This window comes from Salinibacterium sp. AL4.1, from assembly GCF_059767305.1.
Genome location: NZ_JBSOQK010000001.1, coordinates 1,263,201 through 1,278,771, shown reverse-complemented (window position 1 = coordinate 1,278,771; position 15,571 = coordinate 1,263,201). Strand labels below are relative to the sequence as shown.

At 61.8% G+C, this 15,571-nt stretch carries 14 protein-coding genes; 7 read left to right on the top strand and 7 right to left on the bottom strand.

The window, feature by feature from the left end; genetic code table 11:
- Complete coding sequence (locus tag ACWTV3_RS06305; protein ID WP_498477325.1) at nucleotides 1-2,673, bottom strand: ABC transporter substrate-binding protein; 2,673 nt, start codon at nucleotides 2,671-2,673, stop codon at nucleotides 1-3.
- A gap of 123 nt (nucleotides 2,674-2,796) precedes the next feature.
- Between ACWTV3_RS06305 and ACWTV3_RS06300 the strand changes: the two genes are divergently transcribed.
- Nucleotides 2,797-3,870 (top strand): hypothetical protein, encoded by a 1,074-nt coding sequence (locus ACWTV3_RS06300; RefSeq protein ID WP_498477324.1) that lies wholly within the window; start codon nucleotides 2,797-2,799, stop codon nucleotides 3,868-3,870.
- A 12-nt stretch (nucleotides 3,871-3,882) separates the two neighbouring features.
- Here the strand turns inward: ACWTV3_RS06300 and ACWTV3_RS06295 are convergent, their stop codons facing one another.
- Both ACWTV3_RS06295 and ACWTV3_RS06290 read right to left on the bottom strand, forming a co-directional pair.
- Nucleotides 3,883-4,116, bottom strand: a complete 234-nt coding sequence (locus ACWTV3_RS06295; RefSeq protein ID WP_498477323.1) for a helix-turn-helix domain-containing protein — start codon at nucleotides 4,114-4,116, stop codon at nucleotides 3,883-3,885.
- Nucleotides 4,116-4,733 carry a hypothetical protein gene (locus ACWTV3_RS06290; RefSeq protein ID WP_498477322.1) on the bottom strand — a complete coding sequence of 206 codons (618 nt, stop codon included), beginning with the start codon at nucleotides 4,731-4,733 and terminating at the stop codon, nucleotides 4,116-4,118. Before ACWTV3_RS06290 ends, ACWTV3_RS06295 begins: the two co-directional genes overlap by 1 nt.
- A gap of 134 nt (nucleotides 4,734-4,867) precedes the next feature.
- Here ACWTV3_RS06290 and ACWTV3_RS06285 point away from each other — a divergent pair, with 134 nt between their 5' ends.
- From ACWTV3_RS06285 to ACWTV3_RS06260, 6 genes are all read left to right on the top strand, one after another.
- The gene (locus ACWTV3_RS06285) at nucleotides 4,868-5,986 is read left to right on the top strand and encodes a hypothetical protein (RefSeq protein ID WP_498477321.1); all 1,119 of its coding nucleotides are present in this window, start codon (nucleotides 4,868-4,870) and stop codon (nucleotides 5,984-5,986) included.
- A 164-nt stretch (nucleotides 5,987-6,150) separates the two neighbouring features.
- Nucleotides 6,151-8,628, top strand: a complete 2,478-nt coding sequence (locus ACWTV3_RS06280) for an ATP-dependent Clp protease ATP-binding subunit (RefSeq protein ID WP_498477320.1) — start codon at nucleotides 6,151-6,153, stop codon at nucleotides 8,626-8,628.
- Nucleotides 8,629-8,741: 113 nt separating this feature from the next.
- Entirely contained in the window at nucleotides 8,742-9,245 is a 504-nt protein-coding gene (locus tag ACWTV3_RS06275; RefSeq protein WP_498477319.1) for an amino-acid N-acetyltransferase, read from the top strand.
- Between the two features lie 26 nt (nucleotides 9,246-9,271).
- A complete protein-coding gene (locus ACWTV3_RS06270) occupies nucleotides 9,272-9,889 on the top strand; it encodes a hypothetical protein (protein WP_498477318.1) in 618 nt (205 codons plus the stop codon).
- A gap of 12 nt (nucleotides 9,890-9,901) precedes the next feature.
- Entirely contained in the window at nucleotides 9,902-10,333 is a 432-nt protein-coding gene (locus ACWTV3_RS06265; RefSeq protein ID WP_498477317.1) for an SseB family protein, read from the top strand.
- Nucleotides 10,334-10,539: 206 nt separating this feature from the next.
- Nucleotides 10,540-11,655, top strand: coding sequence for a DUF2510 domain-containing protein (locus ACWTV3_RS06260; protein WP_498477316.1), 1,116 nt, complete (start codon nucleotides 10,540-10,542; stop codon nucleotides 11,653-11,655).
- A gap of 93 nt (nucleotides 11,656-11,748) precedes the next feature.
- On the opposite strand, the gene radA is transcribed toward ACWTV3_RS06260, so the two are convergent.
- The 4 genes from radA to ACWTV3_RS06240 form a co-directional block, all read right to left on the bottom strand.
- Entirely contained in the window at nucleotides 11,749-13,104 is a 1,356-nt protein-coding gene (radA, locus tag ACWTV3_RS06255; protein ID WP_498477315.1) for a DNA repair protein RadA, read from the bottom strand.
- Nucleotides 13,105-13,135: 31 nt separating this feature from the next.
- Nucleotides 13,136-13,468 (bottom strand): metal-sensitive transcriptional regulator, encoded by a 333-nt coding sequence (locus ACWTV3_RS06250; RefSeq protein ID WP_498477314.1) that lies wholly within the window; start codon nucleotides 13,466-13,468, stop codon nucleotides 13,136-13,138.
- Nucleotides 13,469-13,470: 2 nt separating this feature from the next.
- Nucleotides 13,471-13,773: a rhodanese-like domain-containing protein gene (locus ACWTV3_RS06245; protein WP_498477313.1), complete on the bottom strand. Its 303-nt coding sequence runs from the start codon at nucleotides 13,771-13,773 to the stop codon at nucleotides 13,471-13,473.
- Nucleotides 13,774-13,842: 69 nt separating this feature from the next.
- Nucleotides 13,843-15,498, bottom strand: a complete 1,656-nt coding sequence (locus ACWTV3_RS06240) for an FAD-dependent oxidoreductase (RefSeq protein ID WP_498477312.1) — start codon at nucleotides 15,496-15,498, stop codon at nucleotides 13,843-13,845.
- Between the last annotated feature and the right edge of the window lie 73 nt (nucleotides 15,499-15,571).

Here is a 15,571-nt window from a genome sequence, read left to right as displayed (position 1 = left end):
TTATCCAGCAGGAGTAAGCAGGGTCGGCCACGCGGAGATGAAGGCGAACGAGCTATAGCTGCTCATGTCGATGTCCTTCGAGAACGCGGTGGCGGATTGTCCCCACCAGAGTGGAACGCTGATGACGTCTTCTGCCTGCAGTGTTTCGGCCTCGATGAGGAGGTCGATGCGGGCGCTCGGGTCGGTCTCGGCGCCGACACGCTCGAACAGGGAGAGAACTTCGGGGTTCTCGTAGTTCGAGATGTTGTAGTCACCGAGCATGTAGGTCGAAACCTCGGCGGGGTCACCCAGCGTGGAGAAGTACCACATGAGGCCAACGCCGTAGCTGCTGTCTTGCTCGAGGCTGGCGAGCCATTCCTCGATCGGAACTTCACGCACATTCAGCGTGATGCCGATCTTGGAGAGGTTCTCGGCGAGCGACTGCGCGGCGGTGCCGAGCTGCGGTCCCGTGGAGGGGAACAGTATGTCGGTCTCGAAACCATCCGGGTGATCGGAGGCCGCGAGGGCTGCCGCTGCAGCGTCAAGGTCGAAGTCGTACTGCGGGATGCTTGCAAGCAGGTCGCGAGCGTCATCAGCGCTGTAGACGCTACCGAGGGATTCGGGCGTGGCAATCGCGGTGGCAACTTCGCCGTGGCCGCGCAGCAGCTTGTCGACGATCGTGGTGCGGTCAACGCTGTGGGCGAAGGCTTCACGCACCTTCGGGTCGTTGAACGGCTCGAGGGCGGTGTTGAAGTACATGCCGACATAGGAGAGGTCGTTCACGTAGTCGACGCGCATGTTGTCGAGGTCTTCCCACTGGGTCGACTGCGCCAAGGGAACGTTGAAAGCCACGTCGATGTCGCCGGACTGGGCAGCAAGAAGACGAGTACCCTCATCCGGAATGAACTGAACGTTGATGTTCTGCACTTCGGGAAGGTCGCCCCACCAGCTGTCAACGCGTTCGAAGTTCACGTGCGAGTCGGGCACGAACTCGGTGACCTTGTACGGGCCCGAGCCGAGAAGCAGGCTGCTGCTCGTGCCCACTTCGCCGTTGTTTTCTTCCCAGAACTTCTGCGACGTGATGAAGGCGGCGCCGCCCGTGCTCATGTTGGCGGCGAAGGCCGAGTCGGGAGCGGAGAGGGTGATGGTGACCTCAAGGTCGCCGGTCTTCTCGACGGTGTCAACGCCACCCAAGTAGTAAGAGAGCCCAGGCGAGCTGGTCTCGTCGCGCGCCTGCTCGAGGCTGAACACGACGTCGTCGGCGGTGACCGGGGTGCCGTCTTGGAACATGGCATCATCGCGCAGTTCGTAGACGTAAGTCACGTCATCCGGCTGGTCCCATGATTCGGCGAGGCCGGGCTGCAGGGCGCCGTCGGCGTCGATCGAGACGAGACCTTCTTGAGTGATGGAGGCGATGTAGTAGTTGAGAATGCCGCTCTCGGCGCCGACATACAGGCTCGAGAGTGATCCGGGCAGCGCCACCGTAATGGTGTCGATGTTGCCGTCGCCGGTGGGGGTGCTCGACGTGGCGCAGCCAGCGAGCAGCAGGGCGGAGGCGGCCACGGCGACGGTTGACGCTCGAGCCCCCTTAGCCAGGGTGGAGTTAGTCGATCTCATGCGAAGTTCGTGCCTTTCGGTGAGCGTTACAGGAGGTGTAAAAGGAGAGGATGCAAATTTCGCGCGTTGGAGGTGCGAGTGCTGTGACAGTGCCGCGCGATCACTGCTGGTTTTCCGGGCCACCTCGCGCATGGCCAGCAGCCGGAGGGCCACTGCGATGCTGGGGGTGTCGGCGGAGTCGTCGAGCGTTGTCGCATAGATGCGTCGACGAAGTTTGGGCTGCAACTCGAGGGCGACGACGCCGTCGGGGAGCGTAGTGGTGGCGATGGCTAGTTCTGACAGGAACGTCACGCCGATTCCGGATGCCACGAGCGCGAGTGCCGCGTCGGTCTTGGTCACATCGTGCCGCAGCGTGGGCTTCTCGCCAAGGGCGGTCGCGACGGCAACAAGCTGCTCGGTGCAGGTAGCCGGGCCGCCGATCCACGTAAAGGGAAGAAGCCCCGCGACGCTCGCGGTGGTGCCGAGCTGGTCAGCAATTGCGCGCGGAACGATCACGAGCACGTTTTCGGAGAGTAAGAAGCGCGAGCGAAGACCGTCGGCGCTCGTGTGCGAGCTGGATGCCACCGAGTGGTCGCTCGTGTAGCGATAGTCGAGAGCGATGTCGGCACGGCCATCGGCGACGGCGGCGAGAGCGGCATCCGGTTCGGCTTCGCTGAATTCAACATGGATGCCCGGAAACTCACGATCGAGGCGCGACAGCAGTGGCGCGATGATGCTGGCGACGGCGGCCGGGAACGCGGCGAGACGAACGGAACCACGGTCGAGGCCGAGGTGAGCGGTGAGGTCGCTCGCTGCTGCGGTGACGGCGGCGTCGATGCGGGGAGCGTGGCGGGCGAGCAGGGCGCCCGCTTCTGTGAGCTCCATGCCGCGCGGGGTGCGTGCAACGAGGGCGATGTTCAGCCGGGCTTCACTGCGCTTGAGGTGCTGCGTGATGGCGGGCTGGCTGAAACCCAGCCGCCGAGCGGCAGCAGAAACGCTGCCCGTTTCTTGAATGGCAACGAGGATGCGCAGCATGTGAAGGTCAAGAGCGCGCGTGAGTTCGTCAAGGGTGGCGGATTCGTGCGGTGCGTCCTGCATAACGACACCTTATGGCCAAACACCACCGGCATAACGTTACGGAATGATTAACTTTGGCTATGGGGCGCGCCGCGACCCTTTCGGGGGCGTGCCGAATCGCGACCAGAAAAGTACTCTTAAATCATGACAAGTTCTCGACGCCTGCCCGCACTCACGGCGGGCGCCGTGGCTCTTTCCCTCGTTTTGGGCGGCTGTTCACTCGTCGATCAAGGGTCCGAACTTGTGACTTCGGCGGGTAAGGATGTGCTTGCACACGCCGCGATCGCTTCATTGGTGTCAGATCTTGAAGGGCTCGGTGGCGTGGTGGCGGCGAGCTACGAACTCGAGACAGATACACCCCTCGGCGATCTCGGTCGCATTGTGGTTACCGCCGCGTCGACAATTGATCACAGCCAACTGGAGCGGCTTTCGGACGCTCTGCGCGATGGCTTCAGCGCAATCGAACAAGTTGCGGTGAAACCTCACGCCAGTATGAACCTTTCGGGTGAAGCCGCGGGCCGTTTTGACTTGTGGGCAATCCCTGACACGAACGACTCCTTTGTCGAGAACGTCGAATTTTGGCGGGCTGCAGCTACCGCCGTTGAGACGGAGCTGTGGGTCGAACTTCTGGCGGATGGAGCGGGAGCGGTGGGAATGCGTTCGATCGCGATCCCCTCAGAGTCAGATCTGGATGATGCAACTGATCTCGTGATCGAGAACTATGCCGCCCTCCAGGCCGTAGCAGTTGTCGATGATGACATTCCGAACCACTGGCAAGTAGCCGGCATTCAGTCTTCGGAGGAGCTTGCACCGGCGACGTTCGTCGAGCTAGTTAGTGACTTGCGTAAAATCATGCCCCTCTTCTTTTACCCGGCGGAGTCAGATTCCATTGCGGGCGATTCGGATTTTCCGGAAGGGTTCCAAGTTTCTTGGATGCCATCCGGCGCGGACCAAGGCTTTGGGTCGGTTTTCGTCTCGAGCAATGAATACACCGATGACTCGCGGAGTGAGACCATCCGCGCTGCAATTCGCACGAGCGAAATCGAGGGAGTCAATTTTCAATTCGCCACGGGTGATCGGGTTTTTTGGATGCACACTTCCGCCTGCAAGGGCTCGGTAGAGGCCACTGCCGACGATGACCTTTTCTTCGAGGATGTCGCGTCCTCCGGCACCAAACTGCTCGATGGTGCAGGCCCCGGAGCGTGCTTTCCGAATTAGCCGCTACGTTCCTTAGCGTTCAGCAGTCACGAGAAGCTCGCCAACTTCACACTCCAGCGCTTCGCACACCGCAAACAGCGTTGAGAATCGGATGGCGCGGGCCCGGTCGTTCTTCAGAATTGACAGGTTCACGACGCTCACGTTCACAATTTCGCTCAACCGTGTGAGCGTCATCCCTCGTTGCTCAAGTAGTTCATCGAGCCGACAGTGGATGCCGGTGACGTCGTTCTCGTCTGCCGGCGCCATCAGACGAGGCCGTCGGTTTCGCGCTGCAAGCGCGCGCCGATCTGAAAGAAGTAAACAAGGACGCTGAGTCCGAGGAGCGCGAGCCACGGCGCGGGTGAGAATGCGGCGAGCACGTTGTTGTAGCTGTACTCGCTCAGGGTCGCGAAAGCCCCGTTGGTGCCCATCGTGCGAAACAGCAGCCCCAAGGCCCACCCGGTAAGGGCTGCGGCAAGTTGACCGTTAACTAGACGGAGATTGTGCGCGCTGAACACCCGGCCAGTCAGCAAGTTTCGAATCATAAAACACCCGAGAACGATCATGGTGATCGTGGCAAGCGCGGGGATAGCGTCGGCCAGCGCGAGTGAGATGAGTGTGATGGGCGGCATCCCGGTCACATGGATGATGGCGGAATCGACTTCGACAAGGACTTCGGCTCCATCGGGGCCGATCGGCAAGCTCGCCATCTCGTTGGAGAATGGGGCGACGACAGGGACGTCGACATTGGGAACGATTTCAATGATGCGTTGGATTAACAAAATGAGTAGCGCCACTGCTGCGGCGAGCCCAAAGGCCATGGTGGCGAAGAAACCGTAACGGTCACTTCGAGAGGTTGCTGTAGCCGGGGAGGTTGTGGACATTATTGATTCCTAACGATTATCGATACTAACGATAATCGTTAACATACCGATCCAGCTCCGTAGGCGCAACTGACGTGCCGGCAACCAGGGTGGTCCTCCTTTGTGCCCCACCGGCGGAAACGTAAGCTTGAGTCATGAAGTTTCCTCGGCGAGCCCTCAGGGTGGTTGCCGCCGCCATCGCACTCACGGTGGCACTCGGTGGCTGTACTCCGGGTGGCGGCGAAGCATCCGAGCTTCTTGTCGAAGGATTCTCCCCGTCAGAGCAGCGCGACTTCATAGAAAGCCTTGCCGAACTCAGAGCGATTCCCGGGGTGAGCGAGGTGTCGTGGGTAGCGACGCCGAACTCATACGGGGAGAGCTTCGCAACGATCGAGGTCGGAGTGAGCGAAGCTTTCGCCGAGGAGCAACTGAGCGCGGTCGCGGCCACAATGAGCCGGTATGACGGCAACGGCCAGAGCCCCGGATTGCCCGTGTCGTTCAGTATCCGACTGCACGAGGATGAGCATGCCGGGTTTGCGGTTCAGGGGCTCAGCACTTCTCCCGACATTGTGGTGCAGAACTACCGCTATTGGCGAGAAATCTCGGCCGCAATGGAGTTCGACGTAATGATGGATGTCCAGTCCAGATTTCCTGGCCGCGATGGATACATGCGTGTCATCTCGGCGCCGGCCGAAACGCATCCGCTGCAGCCGTTGCGTCACATGATCGACCACTACGACGCGCTCGCGGCCATTACTGGCCCTGAAGGGGATCCCGCTGGCGCGCTATCCGTGGCTGGAAGCGGAGTAGTTGAGTTCTGGTCTATCCCCGGCGTGCAATTGTCGGGTTCCCTTCCGCCCCGCGAAGTGGTGAATCTCGCCGACAGGCTCAGCAGCTTCTTCCCGCTGCGCACCAACGACTGGCTTACCGCGGAGCCGGAAGGTGGCGAGAGCTTCTCCGAGGGAGTTAGCGTTCGTTGGGCGAGCGACTCGATGCTGCAGCAGGGCCGCCAGGTTTCCCTTTCCTTCCCGGAGTACCAAGAGGCGGACTGGCCAGCGATAGTGGCTGCTGCAGCAGCCACTTCTCAGCTGGCTGGGTTCGACTTCCGATACTTCTCTCTCGACCGAGACTTTTCCTTTCACACCTCGACGTGCGAGGGAACTATCGAGAAGACAGCTGACGATCAAGAACTCTTTGACGCGATCCAAGCGAGCGGCGTCACACTGTTGGATGGCGCAGCACCGGGGCAGTGCATCCCCGAGTTTTATGAGTGAGCGAGTGACATCCGTGCATCGGCTTGCGGGCCCCGGCGCGTGCATTCCTGAGCGCTAACCCAGCACAGTCACGCCTAGGGCGAACAGGCACGTATTTCGCGATTTCTCTCGTTAGTCTCTTTACATCGGTACCGAATCTGTAGCGGTATCTAAGGAGTGAAGAGATGTTTGAGAGATTTACCGACCGCGCCCGTCGTGTAGTCGTTTTGGCCCAAGAAGAGGCCAAAATGCTCAACCACAACTACATCGGCACCGAGCACATTCTGCTCGGCCTCATCCACGAGGGTGAAGGTGTTGCCGCTAAGGCGCTTGAGTCGCTGGGTATTTCACTCGACTCCGTGCGCGAGCAAGTGCAAGACATTATCGGCCAGGGTCAGCAGCAGCCGACCGGCCACATCCCCTTTACGCCACGTGCCAAAAAGGTACTTGAACTGAGCCTGCGCGAAGCGCTGCAGCTCGGTCACAACTACATCGGCACCGAGCACATCCTGTTGGGCCTCATCCGCGAGGGTGAAGGTGTTGCCGCTCAGGTGCTCGTGAAGCTCGGCGCTGACCTCAACAAGGTTCGCCAGCAGGTTATCCAGCTGCTCGGTAGCTTCCAGGGCAAGGAAGCCGTTGCCGTTGGTGGCAACGAGTCTGCGCCCGACAAGGGATCGCAGGTTCTTGACCAGTTCGGCCGCAACCTCACTCAGGCGGCTCGCGATGGCAAGCTCGACCCCGTTATTGGTCGCGAGAAGGAGATGGAACGCGTTATGCAGATCCTCTCCCGCCGTACCAAGAACAACCCCGTCCTCATCGGTGAACCCGGTGTCGGTAAAACGGCTGTTGTTGAGGGCCTCGCCAACGCGATCGTTGCTGGCGACGTTCCCGAGACGCTGAAAGACAAGCAGCTTTACTCGCTCGACCTCGGAAGCCTCATTGCCGGTAGCCGTTACCGCGGTGACTTCGAAGAGCGCCTCAAGAAGGTCACCAAAGAGATCCGCACCCGCGGCGACATCATCGTCTTCATCGACGAGATCCACAGCCTCGTGGGCGCCGGTGCTGCTGAAGGTGCCATTGACGCAGCTTCCATCCTCAAGCCGCTTCTGGCTCGTGGCGAGCTCCAGACCATTGGTGCGACGACCCTCGACGAATACCGCAAGCACTTTGAGAAGGATGCCGCGCTCGAGCGCCGCTTCCAGTCCGTGCAGGTGCACGAACCTAACCTGCCGCACACCATCAACATCCTTAAGGGACTGCGCGACAAGTACGAGTCGTTCCACAAGGTGTCCATCACCGACGGCGCCATTGTTGCCGCAGCGAACCTCGCCGACCGTTACGTCGCCGACCGCTTCCTGCCTGACAAGGCCATCGACCTGCTCGACGAAGCTGGCGCACGCCTGCGTCTGTCGATCCTGTCGGCACCCCCTGAGCTGCGCGAATTCGACGACAAGATCGCCGACGTTCGTTCGCGCAAGGAAGGCGCCATCGAAGACCAAGACTTCGAGAAGGCTGCAAGCCTGCGCGACGAAGAGAAGAAACTGCTCGGAGAGCGCCTGCGCCTTGAGAAGCAGTGGAAGTCGGGCGACGTCGGCGCGAGCGGAATCGTGGATGAAGGTCTGATTGCCGAAGTTCTGGCAGCAGCAACCGGCATCCCCGTCTTCAAGCTCACCGAAGAAGAGTCCAGCCGCCTTATCTTCATGGAGAAGGCACTGCACATGCGCGTCATCGGTCAAGAGGAAGCCATCTCGGTTCTCTCCAAGACCATCCGCCGCACGCGTGCTGGCCTCAAGGACCCCAACCGTCCGAGTGGTTCGTTCATCTTCGCCGGTCCGACCGGTGTCGGTAAGACGGAGCTCGCGAAGGCTCTTGCCGAGTTTTTGTTCGACGACGAGTCAGCCATGATCTCGCTCGACATGAGTGAGTACGGCGAGAAGCACACCGTCTCGCGCCTGTTCGGTGCCCCTCCCGGATTCGTAGGATTCGAAGAGGGCGGCCAGCTTACCGAGAAGGTGCGCCGCAAGCCATTCAGCGTTGTGCTCTTCGACGAGATCGAGAAGGCTCACCCCGACATCTTCAACTCGCTCCTGCAGATCCTCGAAGAGGGTCGCTTGACCGACGGCCAGGGTCGCGTGGTGGACTTCAAGAACACCGTCATCATCATGACCACCAACCTCGGTACCAAGGACATCACCGCTGGCCCCATGGGCTTCCAGGTGGAAGGCGACTCGTCGACAAGCTACGACCGCATGCGCGGCAAGGTTGTCGAAGAGTTGAAGAAGCACTTCAAGCCGGAGTTCCTCAACCGTGTTGACGAGACCATCGTCTTCCCGCAGCTCAGCAAGGCAGAGCTGCTGCAGATCGTTGACCTCTTCATCAAGCGACTCTCTGAGCGCATGATGGATCGCGACCTCACCGTCGAGATCACTGTTCCTGCCAAGGAGCGTCTCATCGAAGTCGGGTTCGACCCCGCCCTCGGTGCCCGACCGCTTCGCCGCGCAGTGCAGCACGAAGTGGAAGATGCGCTCAGCGAGAAGATCCTCCACGGCGAGCTCAACGCGGGTGACCACGTGCACGTTGACTTTGTTGACAACAAGTTCGTGTTCGTCACGAGCCGCCAGCCCGGTCTCCCCGAAAAGGAGCCGGCCGAGGTCGAGGCCTAAGCCTCTGACCTTGCCCCCGCGGCACTAGCCACACGACAGCGGCTGCACGACACCTCCGGGTGTTGGGCAGCCGCTGTCGTTGTTAAGGGCGCTCTGGGCGGTACCGTTATGGCGTGACCACCTTCAGCATCCGCCCGGCACGAACGCACGACGTGCGGGCGATCCAGGGCCTCATCGAGCCATTGGTAAACGAGCGCATTCTGCTCGGTAAAGACCTTGTGGTGTTTTACGAGGCCGTGCAGGAGTTTCGCGTCGCCGTTGCCCCCGATGGTTCAGTCATCGGATGTGGTGCCCTGCACGTGATGTGGCAAGACTTGGCCGAGGTGCGCACCCTTGCTGTCGCCTCAGAGTGGCTCGGCACAGGTGTCGGCCACGCGCTGCTCGATCAGATCGAAGCGGATGCGCGTGCGCTGGGGCTTGAGCGACTGTTCTGTCTTACGTTCGAAACCGCGTTCTTTCAACGGCACGGCTTTGAGCCGGTGAGCGAAGAAATTGTTGATCCGACAGTATTTGCCCAGTTGGCGCTCTCTCCTGACGAGGGTGTGGCCGAATTTCTGGATCTTTCCCGTGTAAAACCCAATACCCTCGGCAACACGCGCATGCTGAAGCACCTTTAGCGGCCTCAGACGTTTAGCCTTGCGGTATGTCGACGTTTAGGAATCCGGTCGGCCCGCAGTCAAGCAGCGTCTACTGGCGCCGGCGCTTGATCGTCGGGCTAGGGGTCCTTGCTGTGATCGCGATCGTCCTGCTGATCATCTTCGGCCCGAAGGCATCGACGGACCCTGCTGCCACTTCAGCGAGCACGGAGCCATCGGCTGCGGCATCCAGCTCTCCCGCGGCTACGGATGCCTCCGGATCAGCAATCTGTGACCCGGCCAAGCTCAGCCTCGAAGCGGTTACCGATTCCTCGAGCTACGACGAGGGCCAGAACCCTCAACTGTCGTTCTCGCTCAAGAGCACCATGACGGAACCCTGCGTAGTTGAGGCAGGCAGCGACATCCAAGAGTTCGTAATCACCAGCGGTGACGACGAGATCTGGAACTCACAGCACTGCCAGACTGAAGGCGAGTCGGCAACGGTCGTGCTCCAGCCCGGTGTGCCCGTGCAATCGAGCTCCATCGAGTGGGATCGCACCCGCTCGGCAACAGACACGTGTGAGTCAGACCGCCCCGTCGTGACGGCCGGTGGTGCCAGTTACCACCTCGAAGTTTCGGTCGGCGACATCAGCTCTAAGAGCACCAAACAGTTCTTGTTGAACTAACCCGGATAGGTCATGGCTTCTTCAACCTCCGCGGCGCAGAGCGCCGAATTCAGTTCCCCTATGCTCGCGCAGGCTCTTGAAGCTGGTGACCCTATGTCGGTCGCCCTCGCGCTGCGCAACGACCGCGTCATGGTGCCGATGCTCGTCGACGTCAGTGGCGGTGGCGGTGAGGATGCTGCGGAGGGCGCTGAGCCTCAAGTGCGCGTGTTCCGACGGGGCGAGGCTGACAAATACATGCTTCTGCTGTTCTCCTCGGTCGATACCTATGTCGCGATGCTTCCCGAAGAAACCGACCATCAGGTCGTGGCGTACCGTGCGGATGACCTGCGTGCCTTTTTGGAGACCAACAAGGGCGTTTTGGAGTCGGTGTGGTTCGACGTCGCGGGCCCGCACACCATGCAGGCGTCCCCCGATGACATCCTGGATGCCCTCACGCTTTCGTGACGAGCGTCGCCAAATGCTCGTTCTGCCGTAATTTCCCCCATACTCGTTTGGTGGGGTTGCTGACCCAGTTCAGGGGACAAAGAAGCCAAATTAGACCATTTTGGGCCTTTTTCGGCACTCTTTAGGGTTACATCCAGACTCGCGCGAACATCAATGTTATAAACAGGCCTTTCTATCCCCCGTCTGTGCCAGTTACTCTGTTCCACGTGGAAGACAACAGTTTCGGTGTGCCAGCGGGATGGTACCCAGACCCTCTTGGGTTGCCCCAGTTGCGCTGGTGGGACGCCCAAGCTTGGACTGAGCACACCTCAGATGCCCGTGCCCCTATCGTTGTTCAGCCGTCAGCGACCAAGCTGGCCTTCGCGGATGACGACGATGAAGACGACTTCAACGATGACATCGGCGGGTACCCTTCCCGACGTGCGCAGCGCGATAGTGAGCGCGACAGTTCCGCTGACTTCTTGGTCACCGAGACTCGTAGCGAGCCGGAGCCGGAGACCGCACCCGTTCACGACGAGCTAAGCGCGCAGCCGCTGCTCGCGATGACACTGCGCGAGCTCGAAGCTCCCGTTGATGAAACTCGTGAGGCCGAAGAGCCTCAACTGCTCCCCAAGTCGGCCACCGCTCACGCGAACACGATGCCTGGTGCATCCACGCTGAGCGCCTACGCCGAAGAAGAAGAAGCTCCCGAGCGCGAGATTCGCCAACACCGTACCTACAATGCGGCTGTCTGGCTCATTGCCATCCTGCCCCTCGTGCAGCTGTTGAGCGCCATGTTCCTCATCGCGGGTGCGGGCCTCGGTAACAACCTGCCGCTGCTGCTCGTGGTGTGGGTCGCTCCGTACATCGTTGTTCTCGGTCTAGCCGCCTACGACAACCTCTTGCTTCAGGTGTGGGGCCACGAACGCCCCGCGAATGCAGCGTGGGCATTCTTGACGGCACCGGTCTACCTCGTGATGCGCGGCATCCGCACAATGCGCGAGACCGGTAAGGGCATCGCCCCGATCGCTACCTGGTCGGCAACTCTTGTCTCGCTCGTGGTTGGAATGCTGATCCTTCCGGGTCTGATCATTTCGCTCATCCCGCAGACCTTCAGCACTCAGATCGAAGATTCGATTCAGGCTCAGGCGGCAACGCTCGGCGCCAATATTGAACTTGAATGCCCGGCGACTCCGCCGGTTCTTATCGGTGACACCTTCACGTGTCGCGCAGTGAAGCCAGACAATGGTCAGCGCGACTCGATCCTGGTGAGCTTGCAGCGCGAAAACGGCTGGATTAGCTGGCGCGTAGAGGACTGGGGTCTCTGGACTCTGTTCGGCTAGCCACTCGGTTTCCACAGCTTCAGTCGCAACGGCGGCTCGTCTTCGGACGAGTCGCCGTTGCTTCGTTAAGCGCGGCTGGCGGTGCCGTGCGGTCTAGAACTCGGGGATCTGCACGCGCTCGTCGGTCGCGCCAGCGAAAGCGAGGCGCAGTGCTTCACGCACGTGAGCGGCATCCGAATCGATCACGGTGCTGAAGCCCAGACGGGTGGCCTCTGCGCGGCGCTGTTTCGACGACGACGCGGGGCGAATCTCACCAGCAAGACTAATCTCGCCGACGACAGCCATCGTGGCTGAGTACGCTTTGTCTTTGTAGGCGCTGGCGATGGCGAGAGCAATGGCGAGGTCGGCGCCAGGCTCAGTGACCCGGATGCCGCCCACCGTCGAGACGTAAACGTCGAACGTGGAGAGCGGGATTCCCGCTCGCCGCTCGAGCACCGCCAGCAACATGGCCACGCGCGAGGCGTCAACGCCATTCACGACGCGCCGCGGCTGCGGGGCTTGGGATTTTACGATGAGTGCCTGAACCTCCACGGGGAGGGCACGTCTGCCTTCCAGCGCGATCGTGACGCAGGTGCCGCTGACGGGCTGACGTGCGTGCGAGAGGAACAGGCCACTGGGGTCAGAGACTTCGGCGATGCCTTCGCCGGTCATCTCAAAGCATCCGACCTCTTCGGTGGAGCCGAAACGGTTCTTGTGCGCGCGCACGAAGCGCAGCGCGGTCTGGCGGTCGCCTTCGAACTGCAGCACGACATCCACGAGGTGCTCGAGCAATCGGGGGCCGGCGATGTTGCCATCTTTGGTGACGTGGCCGACGAGCAAGATGGGCAAATTCTGGTCTTTGCTCACGCGAATGAGCGTGGAAGCCACTTCGCGCACTTGCGACGGACCGCCGGCAATGCCTTCGGTCGCAGCGGAGGCGACGGTCTGCACCGAGTCCACGATCACGAGCTGGGGTTTAACGTGGTCGATCTGGCCGAGGATGGTGCCGAGATCAGTTTCGGCCGCGAGAAAGAGTGAGGGGTGCAGGGCGTTGGTGCGCTCGGCCCGCAGCCGCACTTGGCTCACGGACTCCTCGGCGGTCACATAAAGCACGCGCTGGCCGGATGCTGCTGCGCGCGAGGCGACTTCAAGAAGCAGGGTGGACTTACCCACGCCGGGCTCGCCGCTCAACAGAATGGCGGCTCCGGGAACAACGCCGCCGCCGAGCACACGGTCAAACTCGGCAATGCCGCTCGGCCAGTGCGCGACGGACTCCGCGCCAATCTCGGTAATGGAGCGTGCGCCGCTGGTCTCAGAGACCGCGACGGTCGAGACCCGCTTGGTGATGCCGGTGGCCGCACCAGCATCGGTCACGGTGCCCCACTGCTGGCATTCGCCACAGCGGCCTACCCATTTGATGGAGGTCCAGCCGCACTCAGTGCAGCGAAAATTAGTTACAGCTCGGGCCATAGTTCAACAGTAGGCGGCACGACTGACACCGCTACGCGAGCGTCAGGAAGAGCTTCTCAATGTCGTCTTTCGTCATGCCGTCGTGGCTGCCCTGGCCATCGGCGTCTTCCGTTGAGCACGACTGCAGAGCATTGGCGATGATCATGAAACCGGCACGGTCGAGGGCCTTGCTCACCGCCGAGAGCTGCGTCACGACATCTTTGCAATTCGAGTCGGCGCCCATCGATTCGATGAGGGCGCGAAGTTGTCCTTCGGCACGCTTGAGGCGATTCATGATCTTGCGCATGGCCTCGGGATCGTGGCCAGCCTCGGCAACGACTGCCGTGGCATCCGCGGTGCTCGTGGCTGCAGCATCCGTCGTCATGATCAGTTGCCCTTCGTGATGGGCAGCCCAGCGTTACGCCACGCTGACGTTCCGCCCTCGACGTTGATGGCGTCGAAGCCCTGAGTGTTGAGCCATTCGACGGCCTGTGCGCTGCGGCCGCCGCTCTCGCAGATGACGTACACGGTGTCGTCGCGATCGAGTTCTTCGACCCGGGCAACGAGTTCTCCGAGCGGAATACTGGCGGCCACGGGTGCATGCCCCGACACGTATTCAGCGGGTTCGCGCACGTCGATGACGACGGGGTTGGTGAGTTCGGCGAGTGTCTGCGTGGTGATGGTGTTCATGAAATTCCTTGCGAGTGATGAAGTGGACGAGGCGGGCGAATGGGAAAACGGGGGAGCGAGAGCCGCGGGTTACGCGGTGGCCGCGCTCCAGGTGCGGTAGCCGCCGTCGAGGTTCACGGCGTCGAAACCATTCTGAGCGAGGATGCGCACGGCGGTGTGACCGCGCTGGCCGACCTGGCAGTGCACGATGACGCGGCGCTCACCGAGTTCGGCGAGACGCTCGCGCAGCTCGTCGAGCGGAATGTTGACGGCGTGCGGGATGGCGCCGCGTTCGAATTCGGCGACGGTGCGAACATCCACCAACAGGGTCCCTGCCGCGAGTTCGGCGTCGATCTCGTGCCACTGAATCGAAGCGCTGAGGTTGTCGCGCAGGTTCTTCGCAACGTAGCCAAGGTGGTTGATCGGGTCTTTGGCTGAGCCGTACTGCGGGGCGTAGGCGAGCTCAAGGTCGGCGAGAGCGCTCGCGGTGATGCCGAAGCTCGTGGCGGTGGCCAGCACATCCATCCGCTTGTCGACGCCCTCTTTGCCAACGGCCTGAGCGCCCAGAATGAGGTCGGTTGAGGCGTCAACGATGAGCTTGAGCGAGAGCGACTGAGCACCGGGGTAGTAGCCGGCGTGCGACACGGGGTGGGTATGGACGACGCGGATGGTGCGTCCCGCAGCCCGCAGCGCGCGCTCGGTGGAGCCGAGGCTCGCGACGGTCAGCTCGAAGACGCCGACGATCGCGGTGCCGAGGGCCGGCTTCGATGCCACTTCGTCGCCGGCGAGCGTGTCAGCGAGGTAGCGGCCATCGCGGTTGGCGGGCCCTGCGAGGGCGACGAGTTCGTGTTCACCACTGATAGCACCGACCTTTTCAGCGACGTCACCGACGGCATAGATGTGCGGTTCGCTGGTCTGGTAGCCAGCGTTGACCCGGATGCCGCCAGCGGCTCCGGTTGCCAGCCCAGCGTGCACGGCGAGGGCATTGTCGGGGCGCACGCCGATTGCTGCGACAACAACGTCTGCCGCGACGCTCGAGCCGTCACTGAGTTGCACGGCGGAGTCATCCACCGCAATCGCCTCGGTGCCGAGGCGAAGGTCAACGCCATGGGCACGCAAGTGGGCTTCGACGGGCGTGACCATTTCGGCGTCAAGCGTGCCGAGGATGTGAGCGGGGCGCTGCACGAGGGTGACGTTGAGGCCCCGCTTGGCGAGGTTCTCGGCCATTTCGACGCCGATATAGCCGGCACCGAGTACGACGACGTTTGCGGTCGTGGGGTCTAGATCGCCGAGGGAGGCGTGGAGGGCGTCGACGTCTTCGATGTTGCGGAGTACGAGCATCCGCTCGCTGCCGGCGATGGCCGGGATGGCGGCGCTCGCGCCGGTAGCAATAACGAGCTCGTCGAAGTGCTCGGTGCTTGTCGAGCCGTCGCTGCGGTTGTGCACCGTGATGCTGTGGCCTGCGGGGTCGATCGCGGTGACTTCGTGGTTGACGCGAACGTCGAGGCCGAAGCGGCGGCCGAGGCTCGCGGGAGTCTGGAGCAGTAGTTCGTCGCGCTCGGTGATAACGCCGCCGAGGTAGTAGGCGAGGCCGCAGTTGGCGAAAGAGACATGGCCGCTGCGCTCGAACACCACGATCTCGGCGCGCTCATCGCGACGGCGCATGCGGGTGGCGAAGGACATTCCGGCGGCTACTCCACCGATAACGAGGATGCGGCGGGGGCGTGGTGTGGTGGCGGAGCTCATTGTTCGAGCATACCCCTAGGGGTATGCCGCGAGCCAGTTGTTCTCGCCGAGCGAAACCCACTCCATGACAATT